18 protein-coding genes and 4 pseudogenes are annotated in these 16161 nt (G+C 74.3%); 14 read left to right on the forward strand and 8 right to left on the reverse strand.

All coding sequences use genetic code 11. The features are described from left to right. Positions 1-2 precede the first annotated feature (2 nt). From U6N30_RS00775 to U6N30_RS00790, 4 genes are all read left to right on the forward strand, one after another. Entirely contained in the window at positions 3-179 is a 177-nt protein-coding gene (locus U6N30_RS00775; RefSeq protein WP_324275750.1) for a hypothetical protein, read from the forward strand. Next, positions 176-340 (forward strand): hypothetical protein, encoded by a 165-nt coding sequence (locus U6N30_RS00780; protein WP_324275751.1) that lies wholly within the window; start codon positions 176-178, stop codon positions 338-340. Before U6N30_RS00775 ends, U6N30_RS00780 begins: the two co-directional genes overlap by 4 nt. Further along, positions 304-1056 (forward strand): ABC transporter ATP-binding protein, encoded by a 753-nt coding sequence (locus U6N30_RS00785; RefSeq protein WP_324275752.1) that lies wholly within the window; start codon positions 304-306, stop codon positions 1054-1056. Before U6N30_RS00780 ends, U6N30_RS00785 begins: the two co-directional genes overlap by 37 nt. A 115-nt stretch (positions 1057-1171) precedes the next feature. Beyond that, positions 1172-2209, forward strand: coding sequence for an ABC transporter ATP-binding protein (locus U6N30_RS00790; protein WP_324275753.1), 1038 nt, complete (start codon positions 1172-1174; stop codon positions 2207-2209). A 76-nt stretch (positions 2210-2285) separates the two neighbouring features. Here the strand turns inward: U6N30_RS00790 and U6N30_RS00795 are convergent, their stop codons facing one another. Further along, on the reverse strand, positions 2286-2465 hold the full coding sequence (locus U6N30_RS00795; RefSeq protein WP_324275754.1) for a hypothetical protein: 180 nt from the start codon (positions 2463-2465) through the stop codon (positions 2286-2288). Continuing rightward, positions 2462-2656: pseudogene (locus tag U6N30_RS00800) on the reverse strand (Rieske (2Fe-2S) protein); the annotation flags it as partial. The pseudogene U6N30_RS00800 and the gene U6N30_RS00795, both read right to left, overlap by 4 nt. A 112-nt stretch (positions 2657-2768) precedes the next feature. On the opposite strand from U6N30_RS00800, the gene U6N30_RS00805 reads away from it, so the two are divergent. The 3 genes from U6N30_RS00805 (at position 2769) to U6N30_RS00815 (ending at position 5663) form a co-directional block, all read left to right on the forward strand. Further along, a complete protein-coding gene (locus tag U6N30_RS00805) occupies positions 2769-3362 on the forward strand; it encodes a TPM domain-containing protein (RefSeq protein ID WP_324275755.1) in 594 nt (197 codons plus the stop codon). Then, on the forward strand, positions 3359-4810 hold the full coding sequence (locus tag U6N30_RS00810) for a hypothetical protein (protein ID WP_324275756.1): 1452 nt from the start codon (positions 3359-3361) through the stop codon (positions 4808-4810). The genes U6N30_RS00805 and U6N30_RS00810 overlap by 4 nt, the downstream gene beginning before the upstream one ends. Positions 4811-4949: 139 nt before the next feature. Beyond that, positions 4950-5663 (forward strand): VOC family protein, encoded by a 714-nt coding sequence (locus U6N30_RS00815; RefSeq protein ID WP_324275757.1) that lies wholly within the window; start codon positions 4950-4952, stop codon positions 5661-5663. Positions 5664-5860: 197 nt separating this feature from the next. Here U6N30_RS00815 and U6N30_RS00820 read toward each other — a convergent pair. The 4 genes and pseudogenes from U6N30_RS00820 to U6N30_RS33030 all read right to left on the reverse strand — a co-directional run. Next, positions 5861-6979 (reverse strand): annotated as a pseudogene (locus tag U6N30_RS00820) (TIGR03618 family F420-dependent PPOX class oxidoreductase); the annotation flags it as partial. 177 nt (positions 6980-7156) lie between these two features. Next, a complete protein-coding gene (locus U6N30_RS00825; RefSeq protein WP_324275758.1) occupies positions 7157-7369 on the reverse strand; it encodes a pirin-like C-terminal cupin domain-containing protein in 213 nt (70 codons plus the stop codon). Continuing rightward, positions 7366-7548 carry a hypothetical protein gene (locus tag U6N30_RS33025; RefSeq protein ID WP_422678079.1) on the reverse strand — a complete coding sequence of 61 codons (183 nt, stop codon included), beginning with the start codon at positions 7546-7548 and terminating at the stop codon, positions 7366-7368. Before U6N30_RS33025 ends, U6N30_RS00825 begins: the two co-directional genes overlap by 4 nt. Positions 7549-7802: 254 nt before the next feature. Continuing rightward, positions 7803-8183: pseudogene (locus U6N30_RS33030) on the reverse strand (pirin family protein); the annotation flags it as partial. A gap of 121 nt (positions 8184-8304) precedes the next feature. On the opposite strand from U6N30_RS33030, the gene U6N30_RS00835 reads away from it, so the two are divergent. The 3 genes from U6N30_RS00835 to U6N30_RS35220 all read left to right on the forward strand — a co-directional run bounded on the left by U6N30_RS00835 (position 8305) and on the right by U6N30_RS35220 (position 10320). Next, positions 8305-9312 (forward strand): methylenetetrahydrofolate reductase, encoded by a 1008-nt coding sequence (locus U6N30_RS00835; RefSeq protein WP_324275760.1) that lies wholly within the window; start codon positions 8305-8307, stop codon positions 9310-9312. 248 nt (positions 9313-9560) lie between these two features. Next, entirely contained in the window at positions 9561-10133 is a 573-nt protein-coding gene (locus U6N30_RS00840) for a class I SAM-dependent methyltransferase (protein WP_324275761.1), read from the forward strand. Between the two features lie 10 nt (positions 10134-10143). Then, positions 10144-10320, forward strand: coding sequence for a hypothetical protein (locus U6N30_RS35220; protein WP_324275762.1), 177 nt, complete (start codon positions 10144-10146; stop codon positions 10318-10320). On the opposite strand, the gene U6N30_RS35225 is transcribed toward U6N30_RS35220, so the two are convergent. Further along, on the reverse strand, positions 10302-10541 hold the full coding sequence (locus U6N30_RS35225; RefSeq protein ID WP_324278637.1) for a hypothetical protein: 240 nt from the start codon (positions 10539-10541) through the stop codon (positions 10302-10304). The two genes, U6N30_RS35220 and U6N30_RS35225, sit on opposite strands and share 19 nt — an antisense overlap. On the opposite strand from U6N30_RS35225, the pseudogene U6N30_RS00855 reads away from it, so the two are divergent. From U6N30_RS00855 to U6N30_RS00870, 4 genes and pseudogenes are all read left to right on the forward strand, one after another. Further along, positions 10425-11667, forward strand: a pseudogene (locus U6N30_RS00855) (circularly permuted type 2 ATP-grasp protein). The gene U6N30_RS35225 and the pseudogene U6N30_RS00855 sit on opposite strands and share 117 nt — an antisense overlap. Positions 11668-11802: 135 nt before the next feature. Then, on the forward strand, positions 11803-12753 hold the full coding sequence (locus tag U6N30_RS00860; RefSeq protein ID WP_324275763.1) for an alpha-E domain-containing protein: 951 nt from the start codon (positions 11803-11805) through the stop codon (positions 12751-12753). Continuing rightward, a complete protein-coding gene (locus U6N30_RS00865; RefSeq protein ID WP_324275764.1) occupies positions 12750-13643 on the forward strand; it encodes a transglutaminase family protein in 894 nt (297 codons plus the stop codon). The genes U6N30_RS00860 and U6N30_RS00865 overlap by 4 nt, the downstream gene beginning before the upstream one ends. A 25-nt stretch (positions 13644-13668) precedes the next feature. Further along, the gene (locus tag U6N30_RS00870; protein WP_324275765.1) at positions 13669-15609 is read left to right on the forward strand and encodes an ABC-F family ATP-binding cassette domain-containing protein; all 1941 of its coding nucleotides are present in this window, start codon (positions 13669-13671) and stop codon (positions 15607-15609) included. Here the strand turns inward: U6N30_RS00870 and U6N30_RS00875 are convergent. Next, on the reverse strand, positions 15575-16117 hold the full coding sequence (locus U6N30_RS00875; RefSeq protein WP_324275766.1) for a hypothetical protein: 543 nt from the start codon (positions 16115-16117) through the stop codon (positions 15575-15577). The two genes, U6N30_RS00870 and U6N30_RS00875, sit on opposite strands and share 35 nt — an antisense overlap. Positions 16118-16161 lie beyond the last annotated feature (44 nt).

The following is a 16161-nucleotide window of genomic DNA, read 5'->3' on the forward strand; positions in this document are numbered from 1 at the left end:
GCATGAGCTCCGTGCTGGGCGGGCCCGTGGGCACCCCCGTCCTCGAGGTGGACGACCTCGCCGTCACCTTCGAGCGCAAGGGCGAGAAGGCGACCCGGGCCGTCGACGGCGTCAGCTTCTCCGTCGCCGCGGGGAGACGGTCGGCCTGGTCGGGGAGTCCGGCTGCGGCAAGTCCGTGACGTCGCTGGCGATCATGGGCCTGCTGCCCAGCCGCGGGGTCACGGTAGGCGGCTCGGTCCGGCTCGAGGGGCAGGAGCTGATCGGGGCCGCCGACAAGAAGCTGCGCTGCTGCGCGGGCCGCACATGGCGATGGTGTTCCAGGACCCGCTCTCCTCGCTGAACCCGACGGTGCAGATCGGCACGCAGGTCACCGAGGTGCTGCTCGAGCACCGCGACATGTCCAGGGCGGAGGCCGCCGCGGAGGCCGTCGTCCTGCTGGACCGCGTGGGCATCCCCGATCCGCGGCGCCGCCTCAAGGAGTACCCCCACCAGCTGTCGGGTGGCATGCGCCAGCGGGCGCTGATCGCCATGGCGCTGGCCTGCTCGCCCCGGCTGCTGATCGCGGACGAGCCGACCACCGCCCTCGACGTCACCATCCAGGCGCAGATCCTGGACCTGCTCAAGGAGCTCGTCGTCGAGACGGGGACGGCGCTGGTGATGATTACCCACGACCTCGGCGTCGTCGCCGGCCTGTGCGACCGCGTCCACGTCATGTACTCGGGGAAGATCATCGAGACCGCCGACCGGCACGAGCTGTTCGCCCGGCCCCGCCAGCCCTACACCGGCGGCCTGCTGGCGTCGGTGCCCCGGCTCGACGCCGGCCGGGGGACGCCGCTGACGCCCATCCGCGGCTCCGCCCGTGACGCCATCCCGTGGGCCGAGGGCTGCGCCTTCGCGCCGCGCTGCGACAACGCGCAGGACGACTGCCTGACCGAGGTCTCCGGGAGCACCGTGCCGCTGGAGTACGACGGCCCCGGTCGGCAGCTGCGCTGCCGGCACCCGCTGGAGTACCCGCCGGCGCCGTCCGGTGCCACTGCACTGGGAGCCACCCGATGACCGCCGCTGCACCCGGGACGAGCACGCCGGGGGACGAGCCGCTGCTGCGGGTCCGCGGCCTGAAGGTGCACTTCCCGATCAAGCGGGGGTCGTCTTCGACCGGACGGTCGGTCACGTGCGGGCCGTCGACGGCGTCGACCTCTCCATCCCCCGCGGGTCGACGTACGGACTCGTGGGCGAGTCCGGGTGCGGCAAGTCGACGCTGGGCCGGGCCATCCTGCGGCTGGAGGAGCCCACCGCCGGCGAGGTGATCTTCGACGGCACCGACGTCGCCTCGCTCAAGGGCGAGCCGCTGCGCACCATGCGCCAGCGCATGCAGATGGTCTTCCAGGACCCGCTGGGCAGCCTGGACCCGCGGCAGAACGTGGAGTCGCTGCTGTCCGAGCCGCTGCGGGCGCACGGCCTGGGCGGCGGCACGAAGGGCATCGCGGAGAAGATCCGCGGACTGCTGGACGCCGTGGGGCTGCCGTCGGCCGCGCTGCGCCGGTACCCGCACGAGTTCTCCGGCGGGCAGCGCCAGCGCATCGGCATCGCGCGGGCGATCGCGCTCGAGCCGGACCTGCTGATCGCCGACGAGCCGGTCTCGGCGCTCGACGTGTCGGTGCAGGCCCAGGTGCTCAACCTGCTGGAGGAGCTGCAGGAACGGCTCGGCCTCACCTACCTCGTCATCGCGCACGACCTCGCGGTGGTGCGGCACATCAGCGACGTCGTCGGCGTCATGTACCTCGGCTCCCTGGTCGAGCAGGCCCCCGCCGACAACCTGTACGAGCAGCCGCTGCACCCCTACACGCGGGCGCTCACGAGCGCCGTCCCCGTGCCGGACCCGGTCCTGGAGGAGACGCGGGAGCGGATCCTGCTCGCCGGTGACCTGCCGTCGCCGGCGAACCCGCCCAGCGGCTGCCGGTTCCACACCCGCTGCCCGTGGCGCCAGGAGACGCGCTGCGACGACGAGGTGCCGGTGCTCCGTGAGCTGGCGCCCGGTCGGCTGGTCAGCTGCCACTGGGCCGAGGAGATCCGGGACGGCGTCCTGCAGCCCAAGTCGGCCGAGGAGGTCGCGGCGTCCCAGGGAGTGTCCGTGCGGGCCACCGGGGTGGGGCCGATCGAGACCGACGCGCTGGTGCAGGGCGTCGACCAGCCGATCGAGCGCCGCTGACCCCACCCCAGGCATAGGTACCTTTACCTGCGTTCTGGTGCCCGGAACGCATGTATTGGTACCTATGCCTGGGGCGTTACTCCCGGACGACGACGTCGTCGCCGCGCCGCACCGCCCGGCGGACGCGGAGCCGGGCCAGCCTTCCCACGGCGGCCACGAGCTGGGTGTAGAGCGGCGTCGGGCCGTGGTAGCCGAGGAAGCCCTCGGCCCTTCCACCATCTCGCCGGTGCGGACGTCGTAGCGGCTCTGGTGCCACGGGCAGACCAGGCAGCCGTCGGCGTCGACGCTGCCCTCGGACAGGTCGGCCAGCTGGTGCCGGCAGCGACGGGACACGGCGAAGTAGCGGTCGTCCCCGGCCGATCCCCGGTTGCCCACCGCCCAGCCGCCGGCGCGGCGGACCGTCCCGGGTGGCAGGTCGGAGGCACGGACGCGGTCGGGCTCTGGCACGGGAGGTCCTCCTCGGTAGGGCGGACTCCCGCCCTACCCCGTGCGGCGGCGCCGGACCCGCGGGCCGTCGGTAGGGTCCTGGGTCCGTACCGAGACGTTCCCAGGAGGTGCCGTGCGCCGGCTGTTGGTCGTCCTGGGTGTGGCCGCCCTGCTCCTGCTGAGCGGCGGGACCGCGCTCGCCGTCCCGCCGTTGCGGCTCGACGAGCAGGTGGTGGACCAGGTCGGCGCCCTGAGCGGCGGTGAGGCGCAGGTCGAGGAGGCGCTGGAGGAGCTCCGCGCGGAGGACGGCACGCAGCTGTTCGTCGTCTTCGTCAACAGCTTCGACGGCGCACAGGGCAGCGAGTGGGCGCAGTCGACCGCCGAGTTGTCCCAGCTCGGCGGCAGCGACGCGCTCATCGCCGTCGCGGTGGTCGACGGCGCGTACGGCTTCTACCGGCCGCAGAACTCCGAGCTGTCGCGGTCGGAGATCGAGTCGCAGGCGGCCCAGGACGTCGAGCCGGCGTTCGGCGAGGTGACTTCGCCGGCGGGGTGGCCGCCTTCGCCGACATCCTGCGCACCGGGGGCACGTCCGGCGGTGCGGCGGAGGAGAGCGGGTCCGGCGGCGGCGGCGCCCTCCTCGTCGTGGGCGGCATCGCCGTCGTCGGGGCGGCGTCTACCTGGTGAGCCGCTCGCGCCGCCGCGCACGGGAGGGCAGCCCCTCCGGTGACCCGCATCGAGCAGGCCGACCCGTTCCCCGGGGAGTCCACCGAGCAGGTCCAGTTCCGCGCCAGCAACGCGCTGCTGGAGCTGGACGAGGCGATGAAGACCTCGCAGCTCGACCTGGACTTCGCCCGCTCGCAGTACGGCGAGGAGGCGGTGACCGGCTTCGGTGCGGCGCTGGCGGCCTCCCGGGACGAGCTGTCGCGGGCGTTCACCATCCGCCAGCAGCTGGACGACGACATGGGTGGGCGGGAGACCGGCACGGACGAGCCCACCACCCGGCGGATGCTCGCGGAGATGCTTGCGCTCACCGACTCGGCCGGGGCGCGACTGGACGAGCAGGCCGACGCCTTCGCGCAGCTGCGCGACCTCGAGCACACGGCACCGCAGGTGCTCGACGCGCTCGAGCCACGGATCGCCGAGCTGCACGCCCGCATCCCGCAGGAGGAGCAGCGCCTGGCGGATCTCGGGCAGCGGTTCGCCGCCTCGGCGGTCGCGCCGGTGGCCGACAACGTCACCGAGGCGCGGGCCCGACTGGCCGCCGCCGAGCAGGAGGTGCAGGAGGCGCGCACCGCACTGGCCTCGCCCGAGCCGGGCACCGCGGTGGGTGACATCCGGGCGGCCGAGGACGCGGTCGCGCAGACCACCACGCTGCTCGACGCGGTCGGCCGGCTGGCGGGCGACCTCGACGCCGCCGGTGGCCGGGTGGCAGCGGTGCGGACGGAGACCGAGAAGGACCTGGCCGAGGCGCGGTCGCTGACCGCCTCCCGCGCGGGCAGCGGGCTGGCTCCGCAGATCGCCCGCGCGGAGGCCGCGCTCGCCTCCGCCGACGAGGCGCTCGGCGGTCCGCAGCCTGACCCGCTGGCCGCACTCCGGCAGCTGGAGGAGGCCGACATCGCGCTGGAGCAGGCGCTCTCGGTCGCCCGTGACGCCCAGACCCAGATGCGTCGCGCGGCCGCGGCCCTCGACCAGGCGCTGTCCACCGCGCGCTCGACGATCGCGGCCGCCGCGGACTTCATCAGCACCCGCCGCGGGGCGGTGGGACCCGAGGCGCGCACGCGGCTGGCCGAGGCGCAGCGGCACCTCGACGTCGCCGTCGACATGGGCCGCGACGACCCGGTCACCGCGCTGCGCGAGGCGCACCAGGCCACCACCCTGGCGCAGTCGGCGCTCGACCGGGCCCAGGACGACGTCTCCACGTGGTCGGGCGGGTACGGCGGCGGCCCCGGCGGGTTCGGGGGCGGGTACGGCGGCGGGTACCGGCGCGGTGGGGTCGACCTCGGCAGCCTGGTGCTGGGCGGGATCCTGCTCGGCGGCGGCCGGGGCGGTGGCTTCGGCGGTGGCTTCGGCGGCGGCGGCGGCGGCGGCTTCGGCGGCGGTTTCGGCGGCGGAGGTGGGCGCTCGGGCGGCGCCAGTTTCGGTGGTGGCGGCCGGAGCGGCGGCGGCCGCTTCTGAACCTCTCCGGGACGGCGCCCCGAGGCCTGGGAACTGTCGGATGCCGGTGGCACCGTGTCCTCCTCACGACCGGAGGAGGAGCGATGCCCACCCGAGACACCCCTGGCCCGACGGCACGCCGTGCTGGATCGACGTCGGTGTGCCCGACACCGAGGCGGCGAAGCGGTTCTACTCGGCCCTGTTCGGCTGGGAGTTCAGCGGCGGCGACCCGGCGTTCGGCGGCTACCTGAACGCCACCCTGCGGGGCCGGACGGTCGCGGGCATGGGGCCCCAGCAGGACCCGGACGACCCGCCGCGGTGGACGACCTACTTCGCGGCTGCGGACGCGGCCGCCGCCTGCGACCGCATCCGGGCGGCCGGCGGCACGGTGCTCGTCGAGCCCATGGAGGTCGGTCCGATGGGGACGTTCGTGGTCGCGCTGGACCCCCAGGGCAACCCGTTCGGGCTCTGGCAGGCGGGCGAGCACACCGGCTACCAGATCCACAACGAGCCGGGCGCGCTGGCGTGGAACGAGGCGATGGTCGACGACACGGCGGCGGCCAAGGAGTTCTACACCGCCGTCTTCGGGTTCACCTTCGACCAGATGGCGCCCGAGGACGGCGCCGGCGACGACTACGCGACCTTCGGCACCGGCGGCAACCCGCTGGGCGGGCTCGCCGCATCGGACCCGAGCATGCCGAAGGGCTGGCTGACCTGCTTCGCGGTGGCGTCCACCGACGACACCGTGGCCGCTGTCGAGGCGCGGGGCGGAAAGGTGGTCACGCCGGCGGAGGACACCCCGTTCGGGCGCTTCGCGATCGTCGAGGACCCGTGGGGTGCGCCCTTCGAGGTCATGGAGGACCCCGCCGCCTGAGCGTTGCCGGCCGGCGCGAGCGAAGCTGGCGCCGGCCGCTCGTCAATCGCGGATCTGCCCGTAGGCGTGCTCGGGGCGGAACCGGACGACGAGCCGTCGGTCGGCCACCATCGCCGCCCGGTACTCGTCCCACTCGTCGTGCTCCCCGAGACGCCCCGGTAGTAGGTGATCAGCTCCTCGACCGTGGCGTCGTGCGGGTCGGCGGCAACCGGGGTGAGGTCGGCGGTGCCCTCGACGGCGACCCAGGTCCAGAAGTCACGCGAGGCGACGTGCAGGGTCACTCGCGGGTCCCGCTCCAGGTTGCGGGTCTTGGCGCGGTCGGCGGTCACGGACACCCGCACCAGCCCTGCGTCCGCGTCGTAGGCGTAGCCGACGTTGGACAGCTGCGGCCGGCCGTCCCGCTTGATCGTGGTCAGCACGCCCCAGCGGTTCTCGGCGACGAACGCCAGCATGTGCGGGTCGACGGTCACGGGAGGGCCTCCTCGAATGGCAGCGGGTCCTTCATCGCACCCTCCCGCGGGCCTTGAGCGGCATGGCGGGGAGCGAGGGGCGGGCAGCCGGTCGCCGTCGTACCCCACGACGACGCCGAAGCGCTCGTCCTCGGCGTTCCAGCGCTCCGCGTACTCGGCGATCTCCTCGCCCGACCGGCCGACGAAGTTCCACCACATGACCATGTGCTCCTCGAAGGGTTCACCGCCGAGCAGCAGCAGGCTCGCGGCCTCCTCGGCCCGCAGGCGCAGGGTGCGCCGGCCGGTACCGAGGTAGAGCATCGAGCCGTGCGCCACGGGAACGCCCTCGACGCTCGCCGAACCCCCGGCGGCCAGCACCGCGTACTCGAAGTCCGGCTCCAGCGGCAGCTCGACGTCGGCATCGGCGGTCAGCTTCAGGTCGGCGCCGACCAGCGGGCTGTAGGCGGTGCCGGGTGAGGTGGCGTCGCCGACCGAGCCCATGAGCACCGTCGTCGTCAGCCCGTCGGAGGTGAACCCCGGCAGGGCGGCGTGGTGCTCGAAGTGCGGTGCCACCTCGCGGTGCTCGTCGGGCAGCGCCACCCAGAGCTGGGCGCCGTGCAGGTAGCGCGGGTGCACCACCGGGGACTGCTCCGAGTGTGCGATGCCGTGCCCGGCCGTCATCAGGGCCAGCTGGCCGGGGCCGAAGACCACGTCGCTGCCCACCGAGTCGCGGTGGTGCACCTCGCCCTCCAGCAACCAGGAGACCGTCTGCAGCCCGGTGTGCGGATGCGGGGCGACCTGCATGCCGGACGTGGTGGTGACGTCGTCGGGGCCGTAGTGGTCGACGAACGCCCAGGCCCCGACCATGCGCCGTCCCAGCGTGGGCAGCAGCCGCCGGACCCGCGTGCTCTCGCCCAGCAGCACCTCCCTCCCCGGCAGGAGGTCCAGCGCCGGGCCGGTGGGGTCGCCTCGACGCCGCCCATCTTCCGGGCGGACGGGCGGCGGTCGAGGTTGCTCATCGCGGTCCTCCGGTGCGGATCGACGTCAGGCGCGGGGGATCGGCGGCGTCGTCTGCCCAGTCTCGCCCCGGACGTCCCCGTGCGGAACCGGCTCCCGGCGCCCGTAGGCGGCCGGGATCGAGCCGAGGCGGCCGGCCTGGAAGTCGGTGAACGCGTCCATGACCTCCTGGCGGGAGTTCATGACGAACGGCCCGTACATGGCGATGGGCTCGCGGATCGGGGCGCCACCGAGGATCACGACGTCCAGTGCGGGGTGCGCGACTCCTGGTGGACGGCGCCGTTGATGGTCACCGTGTCGCCGGGGCCGAGGACGGCGAGCTGCCCGGTGCGGACCGGCGCGCCGTCGATGCCGACGGAACCGGCGCCGGAGAGGACGTAGACGAGCGCGTTGAAGTCCGGGCGCCACGGCAGGTCCAGGGTGGCGCCGGGGAGACGGTGGCGTGCACCATCGCCATCGGCGTGTAGGTCGAGCCGGGGCCGGTGTGGCCCGCGGCGTCACCGGCGATGACCCGGAGGAACGCGCCGGCGTCCGGGCTGGCCAACAGCACCGACTCGTCCGCGCGGAGGTCCTGGTAGCGCGGCTCGACCCACTTCTGCGCCCGCGGCAGGTTCACCCACAGCTGCAGGCCGTGGAACAGGCCGCCGCTGACGACGAGGTGCTCCGGCGGCCGCTCGATGTGCAGGACGCCGCCGCCGGCGGTCATCCACTGCGTGTCGCCGTTGCTGATCGTGCCGCCGCCCCCGTGGGAGTCGGCGTGCTCGAAGGTGCCGTCGATGATGTAGGTGACGGTCTCGAAGCCCCGGTGCGGGTGCCACGACGTGCCCTTGGGCTCGCCCGGCGCGTACTCGACCTCGCCCATCTGGTCCATGTGGATGAACGGGTCCAGGTCGCGCAGGTCGACGCCGGCGAAGGCCCGGCGGACCGGGAACCCCTCGCCCTCGAAGCCCGAGGGCGCCGTGGTGACCGAGCGGCTGCGGCGGCGGACGGTCCCGGGAGCGGGCACCGGGACGCGGGCCAGGGTGGTGGTGTCCTCGACGGTCACGGCGGGCATGCCGGCCTCCTCGGTTGAGTGTTCAACTAGTGGCACCGTAACCGCTGCAGGGCCGGTTGTCTTCCCTCTCGCCGATGCGCCGGGTTTCGCCGACCATGGCGCGGGGGCAGGACCACCGGCGATGGAGCCCGAGTCGTCCGCCGCCGGCCGGCTCGGCTGCCCCAAGCGGATGGTGTTCGGCCCGTGCGGCGGTGTCCGGGAGGACGAGCGGTGCGAGCTCGCCGAGCACCGCTGCGTCTTCCTCGACGCGCCGCTGGTCCGCTGGCCGGGCGCGGCTCCCGACCCGCCGGTCCGCTCCGGGCTCCTCGCCCGCGCGGCGGAGGCGCCCGTCGTGCTCACCGACCTCTCGGTGCCCGCCTTCGACACCGCGGCGGTGCGCAGGGTGGTGGGGGTGCTGGGGCCGGTGTCCGACGGACTGCTCCTGGGCGAGCACGCCAACCGGCCGGACTTCCCGCCCACGATGCTCGCCGCCGAGGCGCTGGCCGCAGGTGCCCGCCTCTGGACGACGCTGGCCTGCCGAGACCGCAACCGCGTCGTCCTGGAGCAGGAGCTCGCGGGCCTGGCGGCCCTCGGCGTGGACGGCGTCCTGTGCGTCACCGGTGACGGCCGCGGCCCGGGCGTGCGTCCCGGGGCCAGCCAGGTGTTCGACCTCGACGGCGTGCGGCTCGCCGCCCTCGCCGCCGGGCGCGGTCTGCAGGTCGCCGTCCCCGAGTCGCCGGAGGCGCCGCCGCGGGCCCTGCGGCCCGCCCGCGTGGCCGAGAAGCAGCGGGCCGGCGCGCAGCTGTGCGTGCTGAACCACGTCAGCAGCCCGGCCCGGGTGGCGTCGTTCGTCGCCGCGGCCCGGGACGCCGGGGCGACGCTGCCGTTCGTCGCGGGGTCGCCGTCTACACCGACGAGCGCTCCGCCCGCGTGCTGCAGCGCTTTCCCGGCCTGCACCTCGACGACGACGTCGTCGAGCGGGTCCTCGCCGCGCCCGACCCGCGGGAGGCCGGCATCGCCGCCGCGGTCGAGGAGGCCCGAGCGCTGCTCGCCGTCCCCGGCGTCGTCGGGGTCAACCTGTCGGGCATGGCCTCCGACCGGGGCGAGGACGACGGCGCACGGATCAAGGCCGCGGTGGCCGAGCGACTGAGGGGACTTCGTGAGCGAGCTCGAGAGCGAGGCGATGGAGGCGGAGTTCGACACCGTCGCCGGGTGGACCGCGGAGGCCGTGCGGGCGCTCGGTCCTGAGCACGCGATCCCTGCCGGCTGCCGGGGCAGCGGCAGCGAGGGGCGCTGCGCTGGCTGGCCGACCGCCTCGAGCCGCGCCCGGGCAGCCGCCTGCTCGACGACGGCGCCGGAGTCGGCGGGCCGGCGGGATGGCTGGCGGCCGAGTGCGGGGTGCGACCGGTGTGCGCGGAGCCGATGGCGGCGGCGGTCCGCGCGTCCCGGCGGCTGTTCGGGCTGCCCTCGGTGGTGGCGACGGCCCAGCAGTTGCCCTTCGCCGACGGCGCGTTCGACGCCGCCTGGTGCCTCGGCGTGCTGTGCACGACGTCGGACAAGGCCGGATCGCTGGCCGAGCTGCGCCGGGTGCTCGTCCCGGGCGCCCGGCTCGGGCTGCTGGTGTTCGTGGCCGCCGGTCCGTTGCCGCCGCCCCTACCGGAGGGGAACGAGTTCCCGGGCGAGCCCGAGCTGCTCGACCTGCTGAGCGGCGCGGGATTCGGGCTGCGGGAGTCCGGCACCGCCGATCTCGCCGACAGCCCGGCCGAGTGGCTGGAGCGGGCGGACGCCGTCGACGCGGAGGTGGGGCGCCGGCACGGGAGGCGCCGGAGTTCCGGCAGGCCCGCGAGAACGCCGAGCGGGTGGGCCGGCTCATCTCCGGGGACCACCTGCGCCCGTGGCTCGGGGTCGCCGTCGCCCGCTGAACCGGCCGATCCGTCGCCTCGAAACGCGCGGGACACACGTCGTCGTTAGGTTCGACGCCATGGCGGACCTCTTCGACGGCTACTCCCTCGGGGAGCAGTGGGACGAGATGTTCGGCGGGGTGTCCGAGCCGCGAGCCGCGTACGCCGGCCTGTACGCGTCACTGCAGCCCATGGCCGGCGAGGAGCTGGCCGCCCGCGCCGACGTGCTCTCCCAGACCTACCGGGACGCGGGGTGACCTTCGCCCACGCCGGCGAGGAGCAGCCCTTCCCGCTCGACATCGTGCCGCGGGTCATCGGGGCCGAGGAGTGGGCGGCCGTCGAGCGCGGCGTGGCCCAGCGGGTGCACGCGCTGGAGGCCTTCCTCGCCGACGTCTACGGCGCCGGCCAGGTGTTCGCCGACCGGGTCGTCCCGCGCAGCGTGGTCACCACCAGCGCGCACTTCCACCGGCAGGCCCACGGGCTGGTGCCGCCCAACGGCGTCCGGGTGCACGCCAGCGGCATCGACCTCGTGCGCGACGAGGCCGGCGACTTCCGGGTGCTCGAGGACAACCTGCGCTCGCCGTCGGGCGTCAGCTACGTCATCACCAACCGGGCGGCGATGAGCCAGGTGCTGCCGGAGCTGTTCGCCGACCACCGCATCCAGCCGGTCGCGGACTACCCGAGCCGGCTGCTCGCCGCGCTCAAGGCGTCCGCTCCTCGAACGTCGCCGACCCGACGGTCGTCGTCCTCACCCCGGGCGTCTACAACTCCGCCTACTTCGAGCACGCGCTGCTGGCCCGCCAGATGGGGGTCGAGCTGGTGGAGGGCGCGACCTCGTCTGCGCCGGCAACCAGGTCAGCATGCGGACGACGGACGGCCAGCAGCGGGTCGACGTCATCTACCGCCGGATCGACGACGAGTTCCTCGACCCGGTGCACTTCCGGCCCGACTCGGTGATCGGCTGCGCCGGGGTGCTCAACGCCGCCCGCGCCGGCCGGGTCACGATCGCCAACGCCGTGGGCAACGGCGTCGCCGACGACAAGCTGCTCTACACCTGGGTGCCCGACCTGATCCGCTACTACCTCGGCGAGGAGCCCGTGCTGGCCAACGCCGACACCTACCGGCTCGACGAGCGGGACACCGTCCACTGGGTGCTGGAGTCCCTCGACCAGCTGGTGCTCAAGCCGGTCGACGGGTCGGGCGGCAAGGGCATCGTCATCGGCCCCCGCGCGGACGAGAAGACGCTCGCCGACCTCGCCGTCAAGGTGCGGGCGAACCCGCGGGACTGGATCGCCCAGAAGCCGATCGGCCTCTCGACGTGCCCGACGCTGATCGGTGGCCGCATCGCGCCCCGGCACGTCGACCTGCGGCCGTTCGCGATCCACGACGGCGACAAGGTCTGGGTGCTGCCGGGCGGGCTCACCCGCGTGGCGCTGCCCGAGGGGAGCTGGTGGTCAACTCCAGCCAGGGCGGCGGCTCCAAGGACACCTGGGTGCTCAGCCCGCCACGGCAGGCCGCCGAGCCCGAACCCGAGCTCACCACCATCGAGTTCACCGCCGCGGACCTGCCCGACGAGCCGCCCGCCCAGGACCCCGGCCCGCTGAACGACACGGTCGTCGGCCAGGGCCAGCAACAGCAACAATCGACCGACCCCGTCCCTCTCAGCCCTCAGAGCCCTCGCAGGCTCGGGCCGAGCCTCCGGACGGGGCCGGACGTGCCCGTTGCCCCCGGGGGCCGGCATGTTGAGCCGGATCGCGGAGTCGCTGTTCTGGATCGGCCGGTACGTGGAGCGCGCCGACGACACCGCCCGCATCCTCGACGTGCACACCCAGCGGCTGGTCGAGGACCCGTGGATCGACGAGCGCCGGGCCAGCGCCAACCTGCTGGCGCTGATGGGCGCCCCGACGCCGGAGGCCGAGGCCGACACCGAGCGCGTGCTGGGGACCCTGGCCTTCGACCGGACCAGCCCCAGCTCGATCGTCGGGGCCCTCTCGGCGGCGCGGGAGAACGCCCGCGGCGCCCGCGAGGTGCTCAGCGCGGAGATCTGGGAGTCGCTCAACGTCACCCACAACGCCCTGCCGCAGCAGCGGACGATGGCCCGGCGCTACGGCCCGCACTCGCTGTTCCGGTTCGTCCGCGAGCGGTCGGCGATGGTCTTCGGACTGGCCGACGCCACGATGAGCCGCGACGAGAGCTGGCTGTTCCTCATCCTCGGCCGCTCGCTGGAGCGGGTGGACATGACCTCGCGGATCATCTCCACCCGCATCCTCGCCGGCGACGCCGCGCCGTCCTGGACGCTGGTGCTGCGCTCGACCGGTGCCTACGAGCCCTACCTGCGCACCTACCGGGGGATGGTCAACTCGAGCCGGGCGGCGGAGTTCCTGCTGCTGGACCGGCTGTTCCCGCGCTCGGTGTTCGCCGCGCTCGAGCAGGCGGAGGCGTGCCTGGCCGAGCTGGAGCGGTCGACCGTCCGCGACGCCGCCCGGATCGGCGTCGCGGGCGAGGCACACCGGATCGTCGGGCGGGCCCGCACCATGCTGGAGTTCATGAGCCCGCCCGAACTGCTGGCCCAGCTGCCCACGCGGCTGGAGGAGCTGCAGCGCACCTGCTCGGCGGCCAGCGCCGCGGTCACCCACCGCTTCTTCACCGAGCAGGCGCCGCAGGTGTGGGTGCCGGAGGAGGCCGGATGAGCCAGGCGCAGACGTTCGAGACGACGACGCCCGCGCGGCCGGCCGCGCACCGGTGGCGGCTGCAGGTGGTGCACCGGACCCGGTTCCACTACTCCGGCCCGGTGCGCTCGAGCTACAACGAGGCGCGGCTCACGCCGGAGAACAGCAACCGGCAGACGACGCTGCGCTCCAAGGTCGAGATCGAGCCGGCCGCCACCGCCTACGCCTACCGCGACTACTGGGGGTCGACGGTCACGGCGTTCGATCTGCACAGCCCGCACGCGGAGCTGGTGGTCACCGGGACGTCGATCGTGGAGGCCGGGCCGGACCTCGGCGGTCACGACCGGGTGGGCTGGAGCGGGCTGCGCGCCCGCGAGGTGCAGACGCAGTTCGGCGAGCTGCTCAGCGCGACGTCGCTCACCGCCATGGACGACGAGGTGGTGGCAGCGGCGCGCGCGACGGTCGGTGAGGCCCACCCGCACGAGGCCGGCCCGCTGATCTGCCGGTTCGTGCGCGACCACATCGACTACCTCTCCGGGTCCACGAACGTGAAGACCAATGCCATGCAGGCCTGGACCAAGGGGCAGGGCGTCTGCCAGGACATCTCGCACGTCACCGTCGGCCTGCTGCGGGCCCTCGGCCTGCCCGCGCGCTACGTCTCGGGGTACCTCCATCCCACGCCCGCCGCGGAGATCGGCGTCCCGGTCACCGGCGAGAGCCATGCCTGGGTGGAGTGGTGGGACGGGGGCTGGAACGCCTTCGACCCCACCAACTCCGTCGAGATCGGCACCCGGCACGTCACCCTCGGCCGGGGCCGCGACTACGGCGACGTCCCGCCGTTCAAGGGGCTCTTCTCGGGCCCGAAGAGCGAGGGCCACACGGTCACGGTGGAGGTCACCCGGCTCGCCTGAATCCGCAGCGCGGATACTGGGGGCGATGAGCGCACCCCTGAACCTGGTCAACCTCGAGCGGGTGCACAAGGCACACGGCACGACCGTGATCCTCGACGACGTCTCCCTGGGCGTCGCCGCCGGCGAGCGGATCGGCGTCGTCGGCCGCAACGGCGGCGGCAAGAGCACCCTGCTGTCGCTGCTGACCGGCACCGACGAGCCGGACTCCGGGCGGGTCACCCGCCGCGGCGACCTCGCCATGGGTGTGCTGGACCAGTCCGGCACGCTGCCCGCCGGGACGACCGTGCGCGACGTCGTCCTCCCCTCCTCGATGTTCGCCGCGGAGCACGAGTGGGCCGGCGACCCGGCCGTCCGCTCCGTGCTGACCGGCCTCGAGCTCGACCGCCTCGGCCTCGACGCCCCGGTCGCGCCGATGTCCGGCGGTGAGCGACGCCGGGTGGCGCTGGCCGCTCAGCTGATCCGCCCGCTGGACCTGCTCGTGCTCGACGAGCCCACCAACCACCTGGACGTCGAGGGCGTGGCCTGGCTGGCCGAGTACGTCAACCAGCGCGCCGGAGGCCTCGTCGTCGTCACCCACGACCGGTGGTTCCTCGACGAGGTGTGCACGACCACGTGGGAGGTCGCCGACGGGAACGTGCACGCCTACGACGGCGGCTACTCGGCCTACACGCTGGCACGGGCGGAGCGGGCGCGGATCTCGGCGGTCACCGAGGAGCGCCGGATGAACCTGGTCCGCAAGGAGTTGGCGTGGCTGCGGCGCGGCCCGCCGGCCCGGACCAGCAAGCCGAAGTTCCGCATCGACGCCGCGCAGGCGCTGATCGCCGACGAGCCGCCGGCCCGCGACTCGATGGCGCTCAAGGGCTTCGCCGCCCGCCGGCTCGGCAAGACCGTGTACGACGTGGAGCACGTCGACTACGCCGTCCCGACCGACGACGGTCCGCGCACGCTGTTCGAGGACCTGGACTGGAACGTCGGTCCGGGCGACCGGATCGGCATCGTCGGGGTCAACGGTGCGGGCAAGACGTCGCTGCTGAAGCTGCTCGTGGGCGAGACGAGGCCGGACGCCGGGACGATCGTCGTCGGCCAGACGGTGGCGCCGGCCTACTTGTCCCAGCACGTCACCGAGCTGCCGCCGCGGGCCCGGGTGCTGGAGGCCGTGCAGGACGTCGCCCGCATCGCGCGGATCGGCAACCAGGAGATCTCCGCGTCCACCCTGGCCGAGCGGTTCGGCTTCGCGGCGAACCGGCAGTGGACGCCGGTCGGCGACCTCTCGGGCGGGGAGCGACGCCGGCTGCAGCTGCTGCGGCTGCTCATGGCCGAGCCGAACGTGCTGGTGCTCGACGAGCCGACCAACGACCTCGACATCGACACCCTGACCGCGCTCGAGGACCTGCTCGACAGCTTCCCGGGCACGGTGCTGGTGGTCAGCCACGACCGGTACTTCGTCGACCGGGTCTGCGACAAGGTGGTCGCCCTGCTCGGCGACGGTTCCCTGGCCGAGCTGCCCGGCGGGGTCGACGAGTACCTCCGGCGCCGGGCGGCGGGCGGCGCGCCGCTGACCACGGCCGCCGGTGACGGCGGAACCCGTGCGGTCGGTGCCCCTCGACGGCCGGTGCCGCGGTGTCGGCGGCCGAGGCGCGGGCGGCGAAGAAGGAGGCCAGCCGGCTGGAGCGGCGGATGCTCAAGCTGGACGCCGACGAGAAGAAGCTGCACGAGCAGCTCGCCGCGGCCGCCGCCGACTACTCCACGGCGGCCGCGCTCGACGCGGAGCTCCGGGCCGTGCACGCGGAGAAGGAGCAGGTCGAGAACGACTGGCTGGCCGCGACGGAGCTCGCCGACAGCTGATCACGGCGCCTCACGCACGTACGTCCGACGAAGCTTGTGCTCTGCCCCGCTGAGCGGGGCAGAGCACAAGCTTCCGGGGTGGCAGGTCAGGCGGTGGCCTCGGCGCGGTTGCGCTGGATGAGGCGCGTCCCGACCACGACCGCTGGGATGGCGCCGACGAGCGCGAAGGCCGCGAAGGGCAGCGGGGAGAAGTCCATCGACGCGGACGCCGCGAGGGCCGCGACCGCCGGAACCAGCAGCCACCAGCTGGTGACCCCGGCCCGTGCCAGCCCGAGGTAATCGACCAGCGGGCCGACCAGGCCGAGCACGGTGACGATGCCGATGACGGCCAGCCCCGGAGAGCCGTTCACGGACTCGAAGAGCGACTCCGCGGTGCCGGCGTCCAGTTCGCGGCCGATGCCCCCGGTCCAGAAGTCGTAGAGCACGAAGCCCGCGACGGTCACCAGGCCGAGGGCCGACCTGAGCGCCCCCACCACCGTCGGGATCCGGCCCTTCACGCCACGGACGAGCGCGGGTGCCGCGAGCCAGGCCAGCCCGAGCGCCAGGTTGCCGTAGTGCAGCAGCGGCGCCGAGAGCGCCGTCTGCCCGGGATCCCGGGCGAGCGAGGCGATGTAGTCGGCCGGTGCCATGGAGGCGGCCGACGGCGAGGTGCCAGGAACGGCCGGGGGTCCGG

This window comes from Blastococcus brunescens (assembly GCF_035320885.1).
GTDB lineage: Bacteria > Actinomycetota > Actinomycetes > Mycobacteriales > Geodermatophilaceae > Blastococcus_B > Blastococcus_B brunescens.

Coding starts and splice junctions, on each gene's coding strand:
- U6N30_RS00875 (WP_324275766.1), bottom strand. CDS start 16,117: ATGGCACCGGCCGACTACATCGCCTCGCTCGCCCGGGATCCCGGGCAG.
- U6N30_RS00865 (WP_324275764.1), top strand. CDS start 12,750: ATGAGCCAGGCGCAGACGTTCGAGACGACGACGCCCGCGCGGCCGGCC.
- U6N30_RS00785 (WP_324275752.1), top strand. CDS start 304: ATGGCGATGGTGTTCCAGGACCCGCTCTCCTCGCTGAACCCGACGGTG.
- U6N30_RS35220 (WP_324275762.1), top strand. CDS start 10,144: ATGGCGGACCTCTTCGACGGCTACTCCCTCGGGGAGCAGTGGGACGAG.
- U6N30_RS00835 (WP_324275760.1), top strand. CDS start 8,305: ATGGAGCCCGAGTCGTCCGCCGCCGGCCGGCTCGGCTGCCCCAAGCGG.
- U6N30_RS00860 (WP_324275763.1), top strand. CDS start 11,803: ATGTTGAGCCGGATCGCGGAGTCGCTGTTCTGGATCGGCCGGTACGTG.
- U6N30_RS00870 (WP_324275765.1), top strand. CDS start 13,669: ATGAGCGCACCCCTGAACCTGGTCAACCTCGAGCGGGTGCACAAGGCA.
- U6N30_RS00775 (WP_324275750.1), top strand. CDS start 3: ATGAGCTCCGTGCTGGGCGGGCCCGTGGGCACCCCCGTCCTCGAGGTG.